12 protein-coding genes are annotated in these 15055 nt (G+C 58.0%); 9 read left to right on the top strand and 3 right to left on the bottom strand.

The window, feature by feature from the left end; translation table 11 throughout:
• The first annotated feature begins 116 nt into the window (after positions 1–116).
• From ACVWZU_RS02585 to ACVWZU_RS02595, 3 genes are all read left to right on the top strand, one after another.
• Positions 117–1427, top strand: a complete 1311-nt coding sequence (locus ACVWZU_RS02585; protein WP_457443202.1) for a response regulator — start codon at positions 117–119, stop codon at positions 1425–1427.
• Between the two features lie 50 nt (positions 1428–1477).
• Entirely contained in the window at positions 1478–1981 is a 504-nt protein-coding gene (locus ACVWZU_RS02590; protein ID WP_457443204.1) for a hypothetical protein, read from the top strand.
• 62 nt (positions 1982–2043) lie between these two features.
• Positions 2044–2910 carry a shikimate dehydrogenase gene (locus tag ACVWZU_RS02595; protein ID WP_457443305.1) on the top strand — a complete coding sequence of 289 codons (867 nt, stop codon included), beginning with the start codon at positions 2044–2046 and terminating at the stop codon, positions 2908–2910.
• 63 nt (positions 2911–2973) lie between these two features.
• Here ACVWZU_RS02595 and glnT read toward each other — a convergent pair whose 3' ends face one another.
• Positions 2974–4269: a type III glutamate--ammonia ligase gene (gene glnT, locus ACVWZU_RS02600; RefSeq protein WP_457443307.1), complete on the bottom strand. Its 1296-nt coding sequence runs from the start codon at positions 4267–4269 to the stop codon at positions 2974–2976.
• A 61-nt stretch (positions 4270–4330) separates the two neighbouring features.
• Here glnT and ACVWZU_RS02605 point away from each other — a divergent pair, with 61 nt between their 5' ends.
• Positions 4331–5548 (top strand): RNA-guided endonuclease InsQ/TnpB family protein, encoded by a 1218-nt coding sequence (locus ACVWZU_RS02605; protein WP_457443206.1) that lies wholly within the window; start codon positions 4331–4333, stop codon positions 5546–5548.
• 82 nt (positions 5549–5630) lie between these two features.
• Complete coding sequence (gene ribH / locus ACVWZU_RS02610; protein WP_011432636.1) at positions 5631–6215, top strand: 6,7-dimethyl-8-ribityllumazine synthase; 585 nt, start codon at positions 5631–5633, stop codon at positions 6213–6215.
• On the opposite strand, the gene htpG is transcribed toward ribH, so the two are convergent.
• Positions 6209–8068, bottom strand: a complete 1860-nt coding sequence (htpG, locus tag ACVWZU_RS02615) for a molecular chaperone HtpG (protein ID WP_414348507.1) — start codon at positions 8066–8068, stop codon at positions 6209–6211. The two genes, ribH and htpG, sit on opposite strands and share 7 nt — an antisense overlap.
• A gap of 107 nt (positions 8069–8175) precedes the next feature.
• The gene (locus ACVWZU_RS02620; protein ID WP_457443208.1) at positions 8176–9639 is read right to left on the bottom strand and encodes an LCP family protein; all 1464 of its coding nucleotides are present in this window, start codon (positions 9637–9639) and stop codon (positions 8176–8178) included.
• Between ACVWZU_RS02620 and ACVWZU_RS02625 the strand changes: the two genes are divergently transcribed.
• From ACVWZU_RS02625 to ACVWZU_RS02640, 4 genes are all read left to right on the top strand, one after another.
• A complete protein-coding gene (locus tag ACVWZU_RS02625; RefSeq protein WP_457443210.1) occupies positions 9638–10375 on the top strand; it encodes a 4'-phosphopantetheinyl transferase family protein in 738 nt (245 codons plus the stop codon). The two genes, ACVWZU_RS02620 and ACVWZU_RS02625, sit on opposite strands and share 2 nt — an antisense overlap.
• 181 nt (positions 10376–10556) lie before the next feature.
• A complete protein-coding gene (locus ACVWZU_RS02630) occupies positions 10557–11006 on the top strand; it encodes a plastocyanin/azurin family copper-binding protein (protein WP_457402224.1) in 450 nt (149 codons plus the stop codon).
• Between the two features lie 66 nt (positions 11007–11072).
• Complete coding sequence (locus ACVWZU_RS02635; protein ID WP_457443212.1) at positions 11073–13571, top strand: HD family phosphohydrolase; 2499 nt, start codon at positions 11073–11075, stop codon at positions 13569–13571.
• Positions 13572–13792: 221 nt separating this feature from the next.
• Positions 13793–15010, top strand: coding sequence for a glycosyltransferase (locus ACVWZU_RS02640; RefSeq protein WP_457443214.1), 1218 nt, complete (start codon positions 13793–13795; stop codon positions 15008–15010).
• Positions 15011–15055: the final 45 nt, after the last annotated feature.

Here is a 15055-nt window from a genome sequence, read left to right on the forward strand (position 1 = left end):
AGCGGCTGCTGTTTGCTACCGCATTAGAATAACGATGGAGATACCATATTCATTAGAATAGCGATGGAAAGTTGCGGGTAGTTTGCTTTCCCGCGCCATCCTGCCTCGGTTTGTCTATGGATCCCAGACCGGAGAGCGCTAGTGCAGCTCCTGCGCCTGAGAAGGCGAAACTCGTCTCTGGCAGAAGTCAAGACGGCAGTCTGCAAGCCCGTGTACTGATTGTGGATGATAGCTACATGGTGGCAGAAATGCTGTCCAACTTTTTGGGCAAGCAGGGCTGCAGTATTTCTTATGCTTTGGATGGCCTCTCCGCGCTGGAGCAAATTCGCCGCCAACCCCCAGATCTGATCATTGCCGATTGGGTCATGCCCTCCCTGAACGGCCTAGACCTGTGCCGTCAACTGCGGCAACTGCCGGAATATGCTTGGGTGTACTACATCATTATGACTGCCCGCGAGGGCAACGATAGCATGGAGCGGGCTTTGGAGGCAGGCGCCGATGAGTTTCTTTCCAAACCCTTTCAGGCTGCAGAGCTGCTGACGCGGGTGCGGGCAGGGCTGCGCATTGTAGAAAGTCGCCGCCAGCAATATCTGCTCAAAACTGGGCAAAAATCTCCTCCCTCTCCCCCCAAGTCGATTGGTTTGGAGGTGGGTAACCGTCAGGATTTGGTGGCTCGTTTGCCGCTGCGGGTGGCCCAGGCCCGTGCTCAATCGGAACCCCTCAGCTTGTTTGTGCTGCGCTTGGCCAACCTCGGTTCTCTGGCACAAGGGCTGGATGCTGACGGTCGGGCTGATCTGCTCAAACTGTTTAGGGAGCGTTTGGCCAATAACCTGCGCGATGGAGACGACCTGTTTTGCTACGACGAGGGGCAGTTTATCATTCTGCTGCCGGGGAGCACCTTGGCTGCTGCGCAAATTGCTGCCGAACGCTGCTGTCAGCGGATGATTCAGGATCCCTTTGTGGTGAATGGACGGGCGCTGCCGGTACAGCTCCAGTTTGGAGCGGCCAGCCTCATGGACAGCGATGATCCCAAGGGGGTGGCTCTGTTGCGTCGGGCTGCCCAGGCCATGCGAGATGGCAGGAATGTGCACAGCTCGGTGGTGACTGCTCCCCATCCCATCCCAGTTTCCGACCGCGTCAGCGGAACGGAGTCCTCAGAGCTGCTGAAACGCCTGCAGCGTCTGGAAAAAGAAAACGCCGAACTGCGCCGAGAGCTGGAGACTCGCCTCAGGCAGATTGAGGATCTCCGCCAACACCATCAAGAGCTGAGTCGAAAGATGCAGGCTCCTGCACCGGAACTGTCCACAGCGGGATCCCTGGCCCATAGACCCTTGCGCTTGCGGCGGCGAAAACTCCGGCAGCTTTGTCTGAAGCGTCAACTGAGCCGCAGAAGACCGCGCCTGGCTTTGGGACGGCTGAGCAGGTAGCGATGGGCTGAGCGAACGACGGGAGAGACACAAAGGAGGTGCCAAAGGCCATGGCGAGCATTCTTCAGGGTCAAATGGCCGGATCTGGGATCTGGAGACCGGCAGGAAGATGGTTCCTGAACAACATTGAGCTCATCTTGACGGCGGTGGGAATAGGGGTGATTCTGCTAAGTGGTTTTGTGGCCAGCCGCAGCGCTTTTTCGCTAGAAACGGCAACGGCGGTCAGCGCCACTTTGGTGGGGGTTATCCACGGGATCCTCTTTTGGCTGTTGCGACGGCGGCAGAGACAGGTGAGGCGGGAGGCAATCGGGCAAATTCGGGAAATGCTGGAAGATTTGGGCAAAAACCGCCTGCAAACCATCAAGATGAGCTTATACATGGTGCAGATCCATCAACCGGAGCAGGAAGAGCGAACCCGAAAAAGCTTTGACCGCGTTTACCAGATCCTGGCGGAGATGAGCACCTTGATCGACCACATTTCGGAAGAATCGTTGGCCGGCTGGCGCCATCGCTACCGCCAGACTCTGCAGCGGGTTGAGTCGGAGTCTCAGTAGTTTTTAAATCGTCTTTAAATCTTGAGTGGCTTAAGGGATCCCTTGAGGAGTTGGCTGAGCCGGTGGACGGTCGGATTTCGGGAAGCACCCAATTGCTCGGTCTAATCGGGGATCCGGTGGCCCACAGCTTATCCCCAGTCATGCACAATGCTGCTTTGGCAGCCATGGGGGAAAACTATTGCTATGTGCCGTTTCCGGTGGCTCCAAAACACTTGGCGGCGGCGGTGGCAGGGCTGGCGGCCATTGGGGTGCGGGGGTTTAATGTGACGATTCCTCACAAACAGGCCATTCTCCCTTTGCTCGATCAGATTGAATCGCGGGCAGCAGCGGTGGGGGCGGTGAATACGGTTTACCCCTTGCCAGAGGGCGGGTGGGCGGGCACCAATACCGATATCGATGGCTTTGTGCAGCCTTTGCTGGGTCTGGAAAAAGGGATCCCTACTCTCATTCTGGGATCCGGGGGGGCAGCGCGGGCGGCCATCCAAGGCTGTTTGGAGTTGGGGCTGGGGCCGGTGCGGGTGGCGGGGCGATCCCCCAACTCATTGCTGGCCTTGCAACAGACCTGGCCTCAGGTGGAGACGGTGAACTGGGCGGAGTTGAATTGCCATTTACCTCAGACGCGGCTTTTGGTCAACACCACCCCTGTGGGTATGCACAAGCCGGGATCCCCCGCCGGTCAAGGGCTTTCCCCCCTGAGCCGGGAGCAACTGGGCCTGCTGTCTCCGGGTGCCATCGTCTACGACCTGATCTATGTGCCGGATCCCACTCCTCTGCTGCGGATGGCCGCCGAGTTGGGACATACCCCCATCAGTGGACTAGAGATGCTGGTTCACCAGGGGGCCAAGGCTCTATCGCTTTGGCTGGGAGGCAAGCCTGTGCCAGTAGAGGTGATGCGGCAGGCAGCTCAACACCAGTTGGCCCAGGTTTAGGGTCACTCCAGGCCAGTTGGAAGCCCTCTCTCAAGGTGTAATGAGATAACAACAACTACCGGGCTAGCAATCCAAGGTTGTTTCCCGCTCCCAGGGCGTGATCTGACGGTTGTATTCCTGCCACTGTTGGCGTTTGAGCTTGAGGTAGGCATTCACAAAGGGATCCCCCAGCCTGCTACGGAATAGGGTACTTTGGTCTAAGTGGTTGAGGGCTTCGACCAGAGAGCCGGGCAACGTTTGGGCATTGGGGAGGGGATCCGTGTAGGTGTTGTTGTCGCAGCGGGGGCCAGGATCCCGTTGGTGTTGGATCCCGTCCAGGCCGGCGGCAATGAGACCGGCAGCCAAAAGGTAGGGATTGGCAGCAGCATCGGCCAAACGCAGTTCAAACCGCCCGGCATCCGGGATCCGAATGGCGTGGGTGCGATTATTGCCGCTGTAGCTGATCGTATTGGGAGACCAGGTGGCCCCAGAGAGCGTGACGGGGGCATTGAGGCGGCGATAAGAATTGACCGTCGGGTTGGTGAGGGCACACAAAGCAGGCGCATGGTGTAGCACCCCGCCGATGAAGTGATAGGCCAGTTGAGAAAGCCCCAATTCCCCTTGGGGATCGGCGAATAGGTTTTGCTCCCCCTGCCAAAGAGAAATATGGGTGTGGCAGCCGTTGCCCGTCAGATGGGCAAAGGGTTTGGGCATGAAGGTAGCTCGATAGCCATGCTTTTCGGCAATGCTTTTCACCATGTATTTGAAAAAGGCGTGGCGATCAGCCGTAACTAGGGCATCGTCAAACCGCCAGTTCATTTCAAATTGGCCGTTGGCATCTTCGTGATCGTTTTGGTAGGGATCCCAGCCCAGCTTCTGCATGCCATCGCAGATGTCCCGGATCACCGAAAAACGCCGCATCAAACTTTGCTGGTCATAGCAGGGCTTGGCCTGCTGGTCGCGCTCATCGGAAATGGCCCACTCTTCGGGCGACAGAAGCATGAACTCGCATTCGATCCCCGTCTTGACTTGAAAGCCCATGGCTTCTGCTTGGGATAACACCTGCTTCAACACCCAGCGGGGGGTTTGTGGCAAGGGATCCCCGTTGACCTGGACTAGATCGGCAGGCATCCAGGCCACTTCCGGCTGCCAGGGCAGTTGAAACAGGCGCTCGCGCTCCGGCTGGGCAAACACATCGGGGTCTGCAGGCGTCAAGTCCAACCAGGCAGCAAACCCGGCAAATCCAGCCTGACCCTCTGCCATGAAGTCGATAACTGAGGCAGGCACCAGCTTGGCCCGTTGGATCCCAAGCAGGTCGGTAAAAGAGAGCAGAAAGTAGTTGATCCCTTGGGCGCGGGCAATTTCAGCTAGAAATCGCAGGAGCCCCGCACTGTACCCGTAGGGTCAGTGTCGGGAGGAATGCGGAAGTTATGATAGAACCATGACCCAAGTCCTGACCGTCTCCTGCAAGCTCAAGGTGTCCCAGTCGCAAGCCGCAAAGTTGGATGCGACAATGGATGCCTTTGTGCAGGCGTTGAACTGGGTCAACCAAAACACACCAGAAAAAGTAGTCAACGCAGTCAAACTCCAGTCCCTTTGCTATTACCAGATTCGCGCTCGGTTTGGCTTGTCCAGTAACTTGGCAAGGACTACGTCCCGCTTACGCGACCAGCAGGTCTGCAGACGGCTGGCCGGTGCCCGTAAAGTTGCCCGACAGGAAAACCGTCCGGTCAAAGCGTTCAAGAGAGGCTTTGCGACCTACGATGCCCGTATCTTCTCGTTTCGCGAGAAAGACTGGTCGGTGTCGCTGACCACGGTGGAGGGTCGGGAGCGCTTTGAGCTGGCGATTGGCCGCTACCAGAGAGAACGGCTGGCAGGCTCCAATCCCAAATCTGCCACTCTGGTCAAGCGTAAAGACGGCTCCTACTCTATTCAGATCTGTGTGGAAACGGAGCCATCCCCACCGCAACGCACGGATAGAGTGCTGGGCGTGGATTTGGGAAGGACGGATATTGCTCATACATCGGAAGGAGATAACTGGAATGGACAGCAGTTGAACAAAGTCCGAGACCATCACTCCCGGTTGAGGGCGGTACTCCAACGCAAAGCCAGTAAGGGCACCCGCAGTTCGCGGCGCAGATGCAGAGAACTGTTGCAACGGCTGTCTGGCAAGGAGAGGCGCTTTCAGGCGTGGGTCAATCATCGCATCTCCAAAGCTATTGTCTCTAGGGCAAAGACCACAAACAGCGCTATTGCTCTGGAAGACTTGACAGGGATCCGGGAAAGGGTCAATCAACAGCCACGCAGCAAAGCTGAGCGCCGCAGAACCAATAACTGGGCGTTCTACCAGCTTAGGATGTTCGTGGTCTACAAGGCTGCCATTGCCGGAGTACCTGTGGTGCTGGTTCCGCCTGCCTACACGTCGCAGACCTGCCACCGGTGTTTGCACATCCATCCCGATCCTACGCAATCCTATCGCAGTGGAAAGAAGTTTAAGTGTGGACACTGTGGATGGGAAGGGGATGCGGATTTGAATGGTGCGAATGTGATTGCGCTTTTGGGGGCTGCTGTAAACCAGCCTAGAGGTTCGTGGTTGGCTTGCCAACTGCAGGGCTACCGAAAGCCCGCCCTGTACTGCGAAGCAGTCAGGGTCGGGTAGTTTACTGAATTAGGATGGGAAAGCGTGGTTTTGCCGTGTCGGCCCGCTTATTCTTCTCTTGGGTAGGTCTGGAGCAGCGCAGATGGCAGTTTACGAGGGCAATTTTGTTCAGACGGAGGATCTGCGTCTGGCCATTGTCATCGGTCGGTTTAACGACCTAATCACCGGCAAATTGTTAGAAGGGTGCCAGGACGCGCTGAAGCGGCATGGTGTGGATGTCGGCCCGGAGAGCAAGCAGGTGGACTACTACTGGGTGCCGGGCAGTTTTGAGGTGCCTTTGCTGGCCCACCAACTGGCCCAATCTCGCCGTTATGACGCCATCATCTGCCTGGGGGCAGTGATTCGCGGGCAAACTCCCCACTTCGACTATGTGGCGGCGGAGGTCTCCAAAGGCATTGCGGCGGCAGGATTTCGTACCGGAGTGCCGGTCATTTTCGGGATCCTCACCGCCGATACCCTGCAGCAGGCTCTGGAGCGGGCCGGGGTCAAGAGCAACAAAGGTTGGGAATACGCCATGAGTGCCCTGGAGATGGCGACGCTGATGCGCCAAGTTGCCCCCGTGCTCCAAGGCAGCTACGGCCACAGCGGCAACGGGGCCGGATCCCGTCCGTCTCTGCCCGGTGGAGCGGAAGCCCTGCAGTCTACCCTGGACAGCGCTGCCTATTGAGGGCGGGTGAGCCGAGTCAGCACTTCGTTGGAGCGCTGCACAAAGGCCCGCGCGGCTGCTGGATCAAAGCTTTTCTGGGTAATCAAAGCCAAATCGTAGATGTGATTGCAGATGAGGTGAACCAAGTCGGGATCCCGACCCTGATCGGCAAGAGACTGCAGGTTTTGGATAAGGGGATGGGCCGTGTTCAGAACCAGCGTGTGCTCTTCCAGAAACTCCAGCGGCTTTTGCTGGATGACGGCGTTGAGCTCCTGCAGGCGCCGCAGCGTCTCCGGCAGCAAGATCATGGCCGGAACCGACTCTGATTTAAGAGCTTCTGCTTTGATCTGCAACTTGTCTTTGCCCAGGGCCTGCCGAAAGAGATCGACCAACTTTTGGCTGCGGGTTTTTTGCGTGACCGGATCCACAATTTCGGCGGCTTTGTCTTTATCTACCAGCGTTTCGTCCAGCTCAGAGTCCACCCGCTTAAATTGGATCCCTTCTTCTTTGTATTCCCGCTCCAAAAAGCTGCTGAAGTGGCTGTCGATCCAGCTATCCAGCATGATCACTTCCAGTCCTTGAGAGCGGTGGAGATCGATGTAGGCACTCTGGGCAGCCTCATCGGTGGCGTAGTAAACTCGCTTGTTTTGCTTGTCGCGGGTGCGCTCCAGGTACGCTTTCAGGGTCACATATTCGGGTTTGTCAGCAGGGGATCCGGCCACTCGGAAAATGAGAATATCCTTAATCTGGGCAAAGAACTTGTCGTTGTTCATCGCCCCAAACTTCATAAAGAGGCTGATGTCGGGCCAGACCTTGACGTATTTTTCGTAATCTTCCCTGTACAGTTCATTGAGACGATCCGCCACCTTTTTGGCAACGTGATCCCCAATGCGTCTTACGGTGCGGTCATTTTGCAAGAAGCTGCGAGAGACGTTGAGGGGAATATCCGGACTGTCGATGGCCCCCCGCAGAGGTAGGAGGAACTTGGGGATGACTTCCTCACAGTTATCTTGGACAAAGACTTGGTTGCAGAACAGCTTGACTTGACCCTTGGTGGGATCAATATCCGGGCGCAACTTGGGGAAATAGAGGATCCCTTGCACGATGAAGGGATAGTCGGTGTTGATGTGCACCCAGAAATGGGGATCCTCTTGAAAGGGATAGAGGTAGCGATAAAACTCTAGGTAATCCTCATCTTTGAGTTCGGAAGGTGAGGTTCTCCACAGGGGCTTTTGCTTGTTGATCACTTCCCCGTTTAATTTGATGGGAACGGGGATGAAATCGCAGTATTTGCGAACCAATTCCCGAATGCGGCTTGGCTCCAGGTATTCTTCATTTTCGGGGGTGATGTAAAGGGTAACGGTGGTGCCGATGCTGGAGCGCTCAGAATCGGAGAGGGTAAAAGTAGTGGTGCCGTCACAAGCCCACTTTACCGGCGTGCTGCCGGGCCGATAGGAGAGGGTGTCGATCTCCACCCGCTGCGACACCATAAAGGAGGAGTAGAATCCTAGACCAAAGTGGCCAATGATTGCTTGCTCTGCGTCTTTGCCCTTGTACTTTTGAATGAACTCTTCAGCGCTGGAAAAAGCCACCTGGTTGATGTATTTTTTCACTTCCTCGGCAGTCATGCCAATGCCGTTATCGGCCACCGCTAAGGTCTTGGCCTCCTTGTTGAGGGCAATCGTAATCTCCGGCTCTGGGAGATCTGCCACTTCGCCGGCAAGGCTGGCCATCTTCAGCTTGGTGATGGCATCAGCAGCATTGGAGATCAGCTCCCGCAAGAAGATCTCTCGATCCGAGTAGAGAGACTGCTTGATGATGGGAAAAATGTTCTCGGTGTGGATGGTGATGGATCCCTGTTCCAGCACGGTCATAGGTGGCTCAGCACTCAAACAAGCTCAGTGCTAATCTACAGAGGTTGAGAAGCCCCCGACAAGCAGGCTCTTTTTCGGAAATCCGCACTCGCAACCGAACCGGCTCTCTAGAGCTGAGCTGCTCCGGGCGGAGCTTGGGCTTGGCCGTTCCCATCAGTGGTGCGGAGCGCTTCATCCAAAGCAAGTTGTTGGGCCCAATCCTGGCCGATCCGAATGGTGACGTCGGAGTTGAGAACGCCGGTGGACTCTACCCGCATCTCTCCTAGGCCGACGGCGGCGCGGATCTGTTTGGCTCCTTCGCGATCCCCGCTCTGGGCGAGGATCTCCGTTTGCTGCAGCACCTGAGTGCTGTCTTCCACGGCAAAAGCATGGACGTATCCTTGTCTCACCAATTCTTGCACCATACGGCGGGCCATCCCCGGCTCTCCGGTTGCGTTTTGCACGGCTATGCGCAGGCGGTGTGGAGGAATGCGGGCTACCTCTGCCTCCAGGCCAAAGTGGGAGACGGCCACCCGTCGGATCCCGGCTGGATCCGGCAGCCAGTAGCTGGTGGAGAATTCTCCCGGCTGACTGAAGCGGCCCGGCAGCAGCACCAGGTCGATGCGATCGCCCCCAGAGGTGAGGACAAACTTGGCCAAGCTCAGAACCTCTTCCCAGGTGAGGTTGGTATCGAGGTTGGTGCGGATAACCTGCAAAATCTTCGGGATCCGCGGCCAGACAGCAGGGGAGAGCAGTTCCCGGCTCAGGGCCCGCAGCAATTCCTGTTGCCGTTGCACCCGACCGATATCCCCCAATCCCAGGTGATCGCGGCGAAAGCGGGCAAAGTGGTGGGCTTGTTCCCCGTTGAGGCGTTGCCAGCCGGGCTCCAGGTGGATGAACAACTGCTGGGTGTGATCTGCGTACTGCATCGGTTCCGGCACGTAGATTTCCACGCCGCCCACCGCATCGATCAGCTCTTCCAGAGCGTCGGTATTGAGGCGAATGTAGCGGTCAATCGGGATCCCACCCATCAAGTGGCTGACCACCTGAGCCGTCAGCGCCGGGCCCCCTGCCAAGTTGGCAGCATTGATCTTGGCCACACCAAAGCCAGGCAAGCGCACACGAGTGTCGCGGGGGATGGACAAAACGGTAATCCGCCGCGCCTGGGGATCAAAGCGGGCCAAGAGAATGGTGTCGGTGCGGGTGTTGAGGCGATCCCGTTCTGTGACCAGGCTGGGATCCGGGTTGTCTGTGCCGAGAATGAGGATATGCAACGAGCGATCCAGAGCCGCAGCCCGTAAGGCATCAGGACGGAAGGCTTCTTGTTCTGCAGGTGTGAGGGAAGTTGGGATCACCTGACGGGGCAACATCACGGCCAGGAGGGCACCGGCAGAACCCGCCAACACAGCCGTGAACCCCAACAACAGCCAGAGGATCCCCTGACGAATAGCCTGCTGACGAGCTGCGCGGACACGGTCAGGACGGGGGGGATAGTGGAAGGAGGGCATCAGGTCAGACCAGGTCTCGCGAGCGCGTACAGGAAAGGGTGTACTGTCTGGGTGGTGTTGCCAACTCCACCAATTCAAGGCCATGTTACCCTATCCTCAGTTTTCAGAGTTGTCTGGATCCAACTTCAGCGAGGTAGCAGTCGCCACAGGGGGATCCCTGCAGCCGTTGTCGGGAAAGTCAGAGGTGCATCTTTGGCTGCAGACAGTCCCCCCGTTGGAGAAGTTGCTCCCCCAGCTCGGCCTTCTTTCCCCTGAAGAATGTCGGCGGGCAGAGCGTTTACAACTGCCGGCAGATCGGCGCCGCTTTCTGGCCGGTCGTCTTGGGTTGCGGAGCTTGCTTAGCCGCTACAGCGGCATTCCGCCCCAGGGGATCCCCCTCGACCACAGTTCTACCGGCAAACCCTACTGGCGGGATCCACCCCTGCCGCTGCAGTTTAACCTCAGCCACTCCCACGAGCGCGTCCTGATCGGCCTGAGATGGCAATACCGCATTGGAGTGGATCTGGAATGGGTTCGACCTGTGCTCCGCTGGCAGCGCATCGCCCAACGCTATTTTTCGGCTGCTGAGCAGGGCCGTTTGGCCAGCTGTCCAGCTCCAGAGCGGGATGCCCTTTTCTTTCAAATGTGGACACAAAAGGAGGCGCTCCTGAAGGGAACAGGCAGGGGTCTGGCCGGCTCTGCAGCTTTGGGCGAGGACTCCCGCTGGGTGACCTTACCGCTTCAGGTTGCCGGTGGCTACGCCGCTGCGGTAGCCCTTGAAATAAGGAAAGACGGAGAGGAAGCCCCAGCCGTGCAGCTCTACGAGGATGTGGATGGCTAGACAGGGCAGAAGGGAATCAAAACCTCTCCGCCTAGAGATGCTATCTTAAATTTCCAGGCTACTCGCAGAGGAGTGAGAAGGGAGGAGTGAGAAGTGAGAAGGAGAAATCTCTTCTCTTTGCTCTTTTCTCTCTCCTCGTTGCTCTTTTCTCTTTGCTCTTTCCTCTCTCCTCGTTGTTGCAATGTTAAACAGGTTCTGTCATTTCCTGGTGCTGGGAATCTGGCTATCGGCCCTCATGATTGGGATCCCTGGCCTGGCGCAGGCGCGGGATCTCTCCAGACAAACGCCGCAGGAGAAGGTTATTGAGTTGGGTACTGCCGACAATCAGTTGGTGTTTGCGCCCAAGGAACTGTCTTTTCACAACGGCAGCCTCTACCGTCTTCGCCTGAGCAACCCCAGCCAATTGAAACATTATTTCAGCGCCAAAGATTTTGCCGATGCCGTTTGGACCCGTAAGTTGGACGTGGCCGGCGTGGAAATTAAGGGCCAGATCCGAGAATTGGAACTGAAGCCAGGCGCTTCGGTGGAGTGGCAATTTATTCCCCTGAAATCTGGAGTCTACGCTTTGGTTTGCACCATTCCCGGCCATGCAGAAGCAGGTATGGTGGGGCAGATTACCATCGGCGATTGAGATCCTCTTCCTGGGCTACCCGGCCAAAAGGGGATAGAAAAGAGAAAGACGCTGCCAGGCCAATCCATGAAAAACCCGCTCACGCCCAAAGCCCTTCGCGCTGCCGACGCGAACGCGGAACACTGGACTCGGGGATGCCAGGCAGCCCCCCCTCGAAAGAGCAGGCTCTCCCTTTCGGAACGGGTTGCTGGCTATGCCATAGCGCTTCTCTCCCTCACTGCTGTCCACGGGATCCGCTACTACAACGAACCACAACTGACCGTCGGCAGCCGCTCCCCGCAGACGTTTCTTGCCCCTGCTGCGGCGGAGATTGAAGATGTGGAGGCTACCCAGGCCCGACAAGCTGAGGCGCGGCGGCGGGTGGTTCAGGCCCTTAAAATCAACAGCACCGCCAACGACAGCATGCGGCAAAATCTGGAGGCTCTCCTGGCTGAGGTGGAGGCCATCCGCCAAGAGGCAGGTTCTCTGCCCTATGTTTCTGTCCAGTTGCTGTCTCTGCCAACGCAGATCTATCTGCGCCAGCTTTCCCCAGAGGAGTGGGAACTCCTTCAGGCTCGCGCCCGACAAGAGGCCATCCGCGCCCGTGCAGCCACCCCATCTCCTTTGGAAGAGCCTTCTTCGGGGCGACCGGAGCAGCTTCCTCCGGAGCAGCGGGCCAAGCAAGAGCTTGTCGAGGTTTGGCAGCGGGTCTGGTTGGACGGATCGGCCACCCAGATGGCGGCGACGGATCCCTATACCCAGTTGATTGCCCAGGTGGAAGCGGCGCAGCAGCGCTATCGGGCAGCTTTGCCGGCTCTGGAGCAGCTCACCCCCCCTGTTCCGGCCACAGTTCTCAACTTGGCAGATGCGGATTGGCAGCATTTGCAAACCTTGAGCCGGCGGGTCTTGGAGCGCCTGCAGAAGATAGGGATTGTGGATGGCCTGCCCCGCGAAGTTCGCGCCGAAGGGATCCAAGCCCAACTGGACGATTTGATTTTTCCGGGCAGCGCCGCCCAACGACAGGAGCTGCAGGCCCTGGTCTATCAGTGGCTGCAGCAGGTGCTCATTCCCAACGTGGAGGTGGATCCCCAGCGCACCGAGCAGCGCATCCGCGCCGAGCTGGAAAAAGTCGAGCCGGTTCTGATCTCGGTTGCCGAGAACCAGGTGATCGTGCGAGCAGATCAGGTCATCACTCCCGAAATTTTCCTCATCTTGGACCACTTTGGGCTCACCCAGCGCGGGATCAACATCTGGGGCTTGGTGGGAGTGGCCGGAGTGATGGGCATGGGCCTGGCTGTCTTTGTGCCTCTGCAGCAACGCTTGCGGCCAGGGTTGCGCCGCCGGGATCGGGTGTTGATCCTCATAGTTTCCCTGACCGCTCCCCTTTTGGCGGCCTTGTTCAAGCTGGAGTTCAGCTCCCTGCCGGCAGTGGGGCTGTTGCTGGGCAGTTTTTACGGGGCAGGGCTGGGCTTGGTGGTGGTGGTAGGCCAGGCGCTGTTTTTGCCCTTGGTCTCCCCTGTCAACCTGCTCACCCTTGTACCCTTGCTCTCCGGCAGCGTGGTGGCCTCTGCCCTGGCCGGGCGTTCCCGTTCCCGCGAAGAGCTGGCCTTGTTGGGAGGAGGAGCGGCAGCGGTGCAGATGCTGGCCTACGGGGCGGTTAGCTTGGCCACCACCGGTGGCATCGACCTGTTGGCCATGGCTTTGGCAGGGGGAACCAGCTTGGGATGGAGCATTGTTGCCCTGGGAGCCAGCCCCTACCTGGAGCGCCTATTTGACTTAGCCACCCCCATTCGTCTGATCGAGTTGAGCAATCCCAATCGCACGCTGCTGCGGCGGCTGGCTGCAGAGGCCCCCGGCACCTTCCAGCACACTCTGCTTGTGGCCACTTTGGCAGAACGGGCTGCCCAGAAGCTGAACCTCAACGTGGAGCTGGTGCGCACCGGCACTCTTTACCACGACATCGGCAAGATGCTGCAGGCCCGCTACTTCATCGAGAACCAGATGGGCAGCCTCAACCCCCACACCCAACTGGACGATCCCTATCGCAGTGCTCAGATCATCAAGGCCCACGTCAGCGATGGCCTGCGCCTGGCCAAGCAATACAACCTGCCTACCGCCGTCCAGGCGTTTATCCCTGAGCACCAGGGCACAATTCTGATTGCCTACTTTTACCATCAAGCCCAGATGAAAGCCGGGGGTCAGCCCGTACCCGAAGAGCCGTTCCGCTACGATGGCCCGATCCCCCAGAGCAAGGAGACGGGGGTGGTGATGATGGCCGATGCCTGTGAAGCCGCCCTGCGCAGCATGACTCTGAGCGATGGCTTCGGCCCCGATGTGGTCGAGCGGGCAAAAGCTGTTGTCCGCAAAATTGCCCAGGCCCGTTGGCAAGATGGCCAGTTGGTCGATAGTGGGCTGACGCTGGAGGATTTGGAGGTGGTGGCAGACGCTTTCGTGGAGGTCTGGCGGGAATCCAACCACGAGCGCATCCCCTACCCCAGTTTCACCCCTGCCCCCTCGCTGCCTGAGACTGCCTCTGCTCAGGCCCGGATCCCGGTGTCGATGAGCCACTCCACGGGATCCCCTTAGCCAGGTGACCTCTCCCGTTCGCGTCAGTGAGACGGAGTCCTCAGAAGCTAAGTAGGTGGAGAAAGGTCTAGCCCTGCGGCTCATCGATCAGTACGATAGGGGATCGTTCTGTGGATCCAATGTGAACCAAGGCAGTCCTGGGATCTGCAGCCCTGGGCTGAGAGTCTTTGTTTCATTGTTTTTGGATGGCCTGCTGTTCGCGTCAGCGGGACTGAGTCTTTATGCCTTATGTAGCTCCTGCTTCATCCACCCATCCCCCTGTAGTCCCTCTTCAGATCCCGCCTTTGTCTTGCCCCAGCCCTGTGCAACTTTCGCTGGTCATTCCCACCTACAACGAAGCCTCTAGCATTGGCAGCTTGGTCAGACAATTGTGTGCCCACCTAGACACGATTCTACCGGGGGCCTATGAGCTGATTGTGGTGGATGACAACAGCCCGGATCACACCGCCAAGTTGGCCCAGGAGCTGCAGGAGGAGTTTCCCCAACTCAGCGTTATCTGCCGGCAGCGGGAACGGGGCCTGGCTACAGCAGTGGTGCGAGGATGGCAAGCTGCCCGCGGCGAGGTGTTGGGGGTTATGGATGGGGATTTGCAGCATCCGCCGGAGATTGTCCTCAAATTGTGGCCGCTCATCCAGAAAGGGGCAGATTTGGTGGTGGGCAGCCGCTATGCACCATCGGGAGGGGTGAGCCACTGGAGCCTGGGCCGGCGCATTGTCTCCCGCGGGGCCCAATGGATTGGGCTGGTTCTGCTGCCGGGAGTTTTCAGCCGTGTTTCCGATCCGTTGAGCGGACTGTTTCTGGTCAGACGCCAAGCCATTGCCGGGATCCCGCTCAACCCCAAGGGTTACAAGCTGCTGATCGAGGTGCTGGCGCGGGGCCGGGTGAAAACCATTGCTGAAGTCGGCTACATCTTTCAGGAGCGCCAAAACGGGGAGAGCAAAATCCAACTGCAAACTTGTCTCCAATATCTCCACCACCTGATGGTGCTGCGCTTTTCGCTAGGGCAGGTGGGATCCTTTTTGCGCTTCAGCACGGTTGGCCTATCCGGCACCTTGGTGGACATGGCTTTGCTCTATGTTTTGCACGATCCCACCAACTTAGGATGGGATCTCATAACCAGTAAGCTGGTTGCTTCGGAGGTGGCCATTCTCAATAACTTCCTCTGGAACGACCTGTGGACTTTTCGCCATGTGACCCGCTTGCAGCCGGGGCCCTGGAATCGCCTGCAGCGGTTGGCGAAGTTTAACGTTATCTGCTTAATTGGCTTGGTTCTCAACACTTCACTGGTGACCTTGCTGAGCGAGCGCTTGGGCATTCATTATTTGTTGGCCAACTTAATTGCCATCGGTGTTGTCGTATTCTGGAACTTCTACCTCAACTCCAAGCTGAGCTGGAGGAGTGCGGAGGTTAAGTCGGACTCTACGGGTGGCCAGTCTTGAGTATGGCTTTTTCCAGGAAGAGCCAATCCGGAGGTATGGGCATTT

This window comes from Thermostichus sp. MS-CIW-26 (genome assembly GCF_054059115.1).

Bases quoted from the DNA above. Each gene is read 5' to 3' on its own strand.
- ACVWZU_RS02590 (WP_457443204.1), top strand. From the start codon at position 1,478: ATGGCGAGCATTCTTCAGGGTCAAATGGCCGGATCTGGGATCTGGAGA.
- htpG (WP_414348507.1), bottom strand. From the start codon at position 8,068: ATGACCGTGCTGGAACAGGGATCCATCACCATCCACACCGAGAACATT.
- ACVWZU_RS02630 (WP_457402224.1), top strand. From the start codon at position 10,557: ATGTTAAACAGGTTCTGTCATTTCCTGGTGCTGGGAATCTGGCTATCG.
- ACVWZU_RS02585 (WP_457443202.1), top strand. From the start codon at position 117: ATGGATCCCAGACCGGAGAGCGCTAGTGCAGCTCCTGCGCCTGAGAAG.
- ACVWZU_RS02635 (WP_457443212.1), top strand. From the start codon at position 11,073: ATGAAAAACCCGCTCACGCCCAAAGCCCTTCGCGCTGCCGACGCGAAC.
- ACVWZU_RS02640 (WP_457443214.1), top strand. From the start codon at position 13,793: ATGCCTTATGTAGCTCCTGCTTCATCCACCCATCCCCCTGTAGTCCCT.
- ACVWZU_RS02605 (WP_457443206.1), top strand. From the start codon at position 4,331: ATGACCCAAGTCCTGACCGTCTCCTGCAAGCTCAAGGTGTCCCAGTCG.
- ribH (WP_011432636.1), top strand. From the start codon at position 5,631: ATGGCAGTTTACGAGGGCAATTTTGTTCAGACGGAGGATCTGCGTCTG.
- ACVWZU_RS02620 (WP_457443208.1), bottom strand. From the start codon at position 9,639: ATGGCCTTGAATTGGTGGAGTTGGCAACACCACCCAGACAGTACACCC.
- ACVWZU_RS02625 (WP_457443210.1), top strand. From the start codon at position 9,638: ATGTTACCCTATCCTCAGTTTTCAGAGTTGTCTGGATCCAACTTCAGC.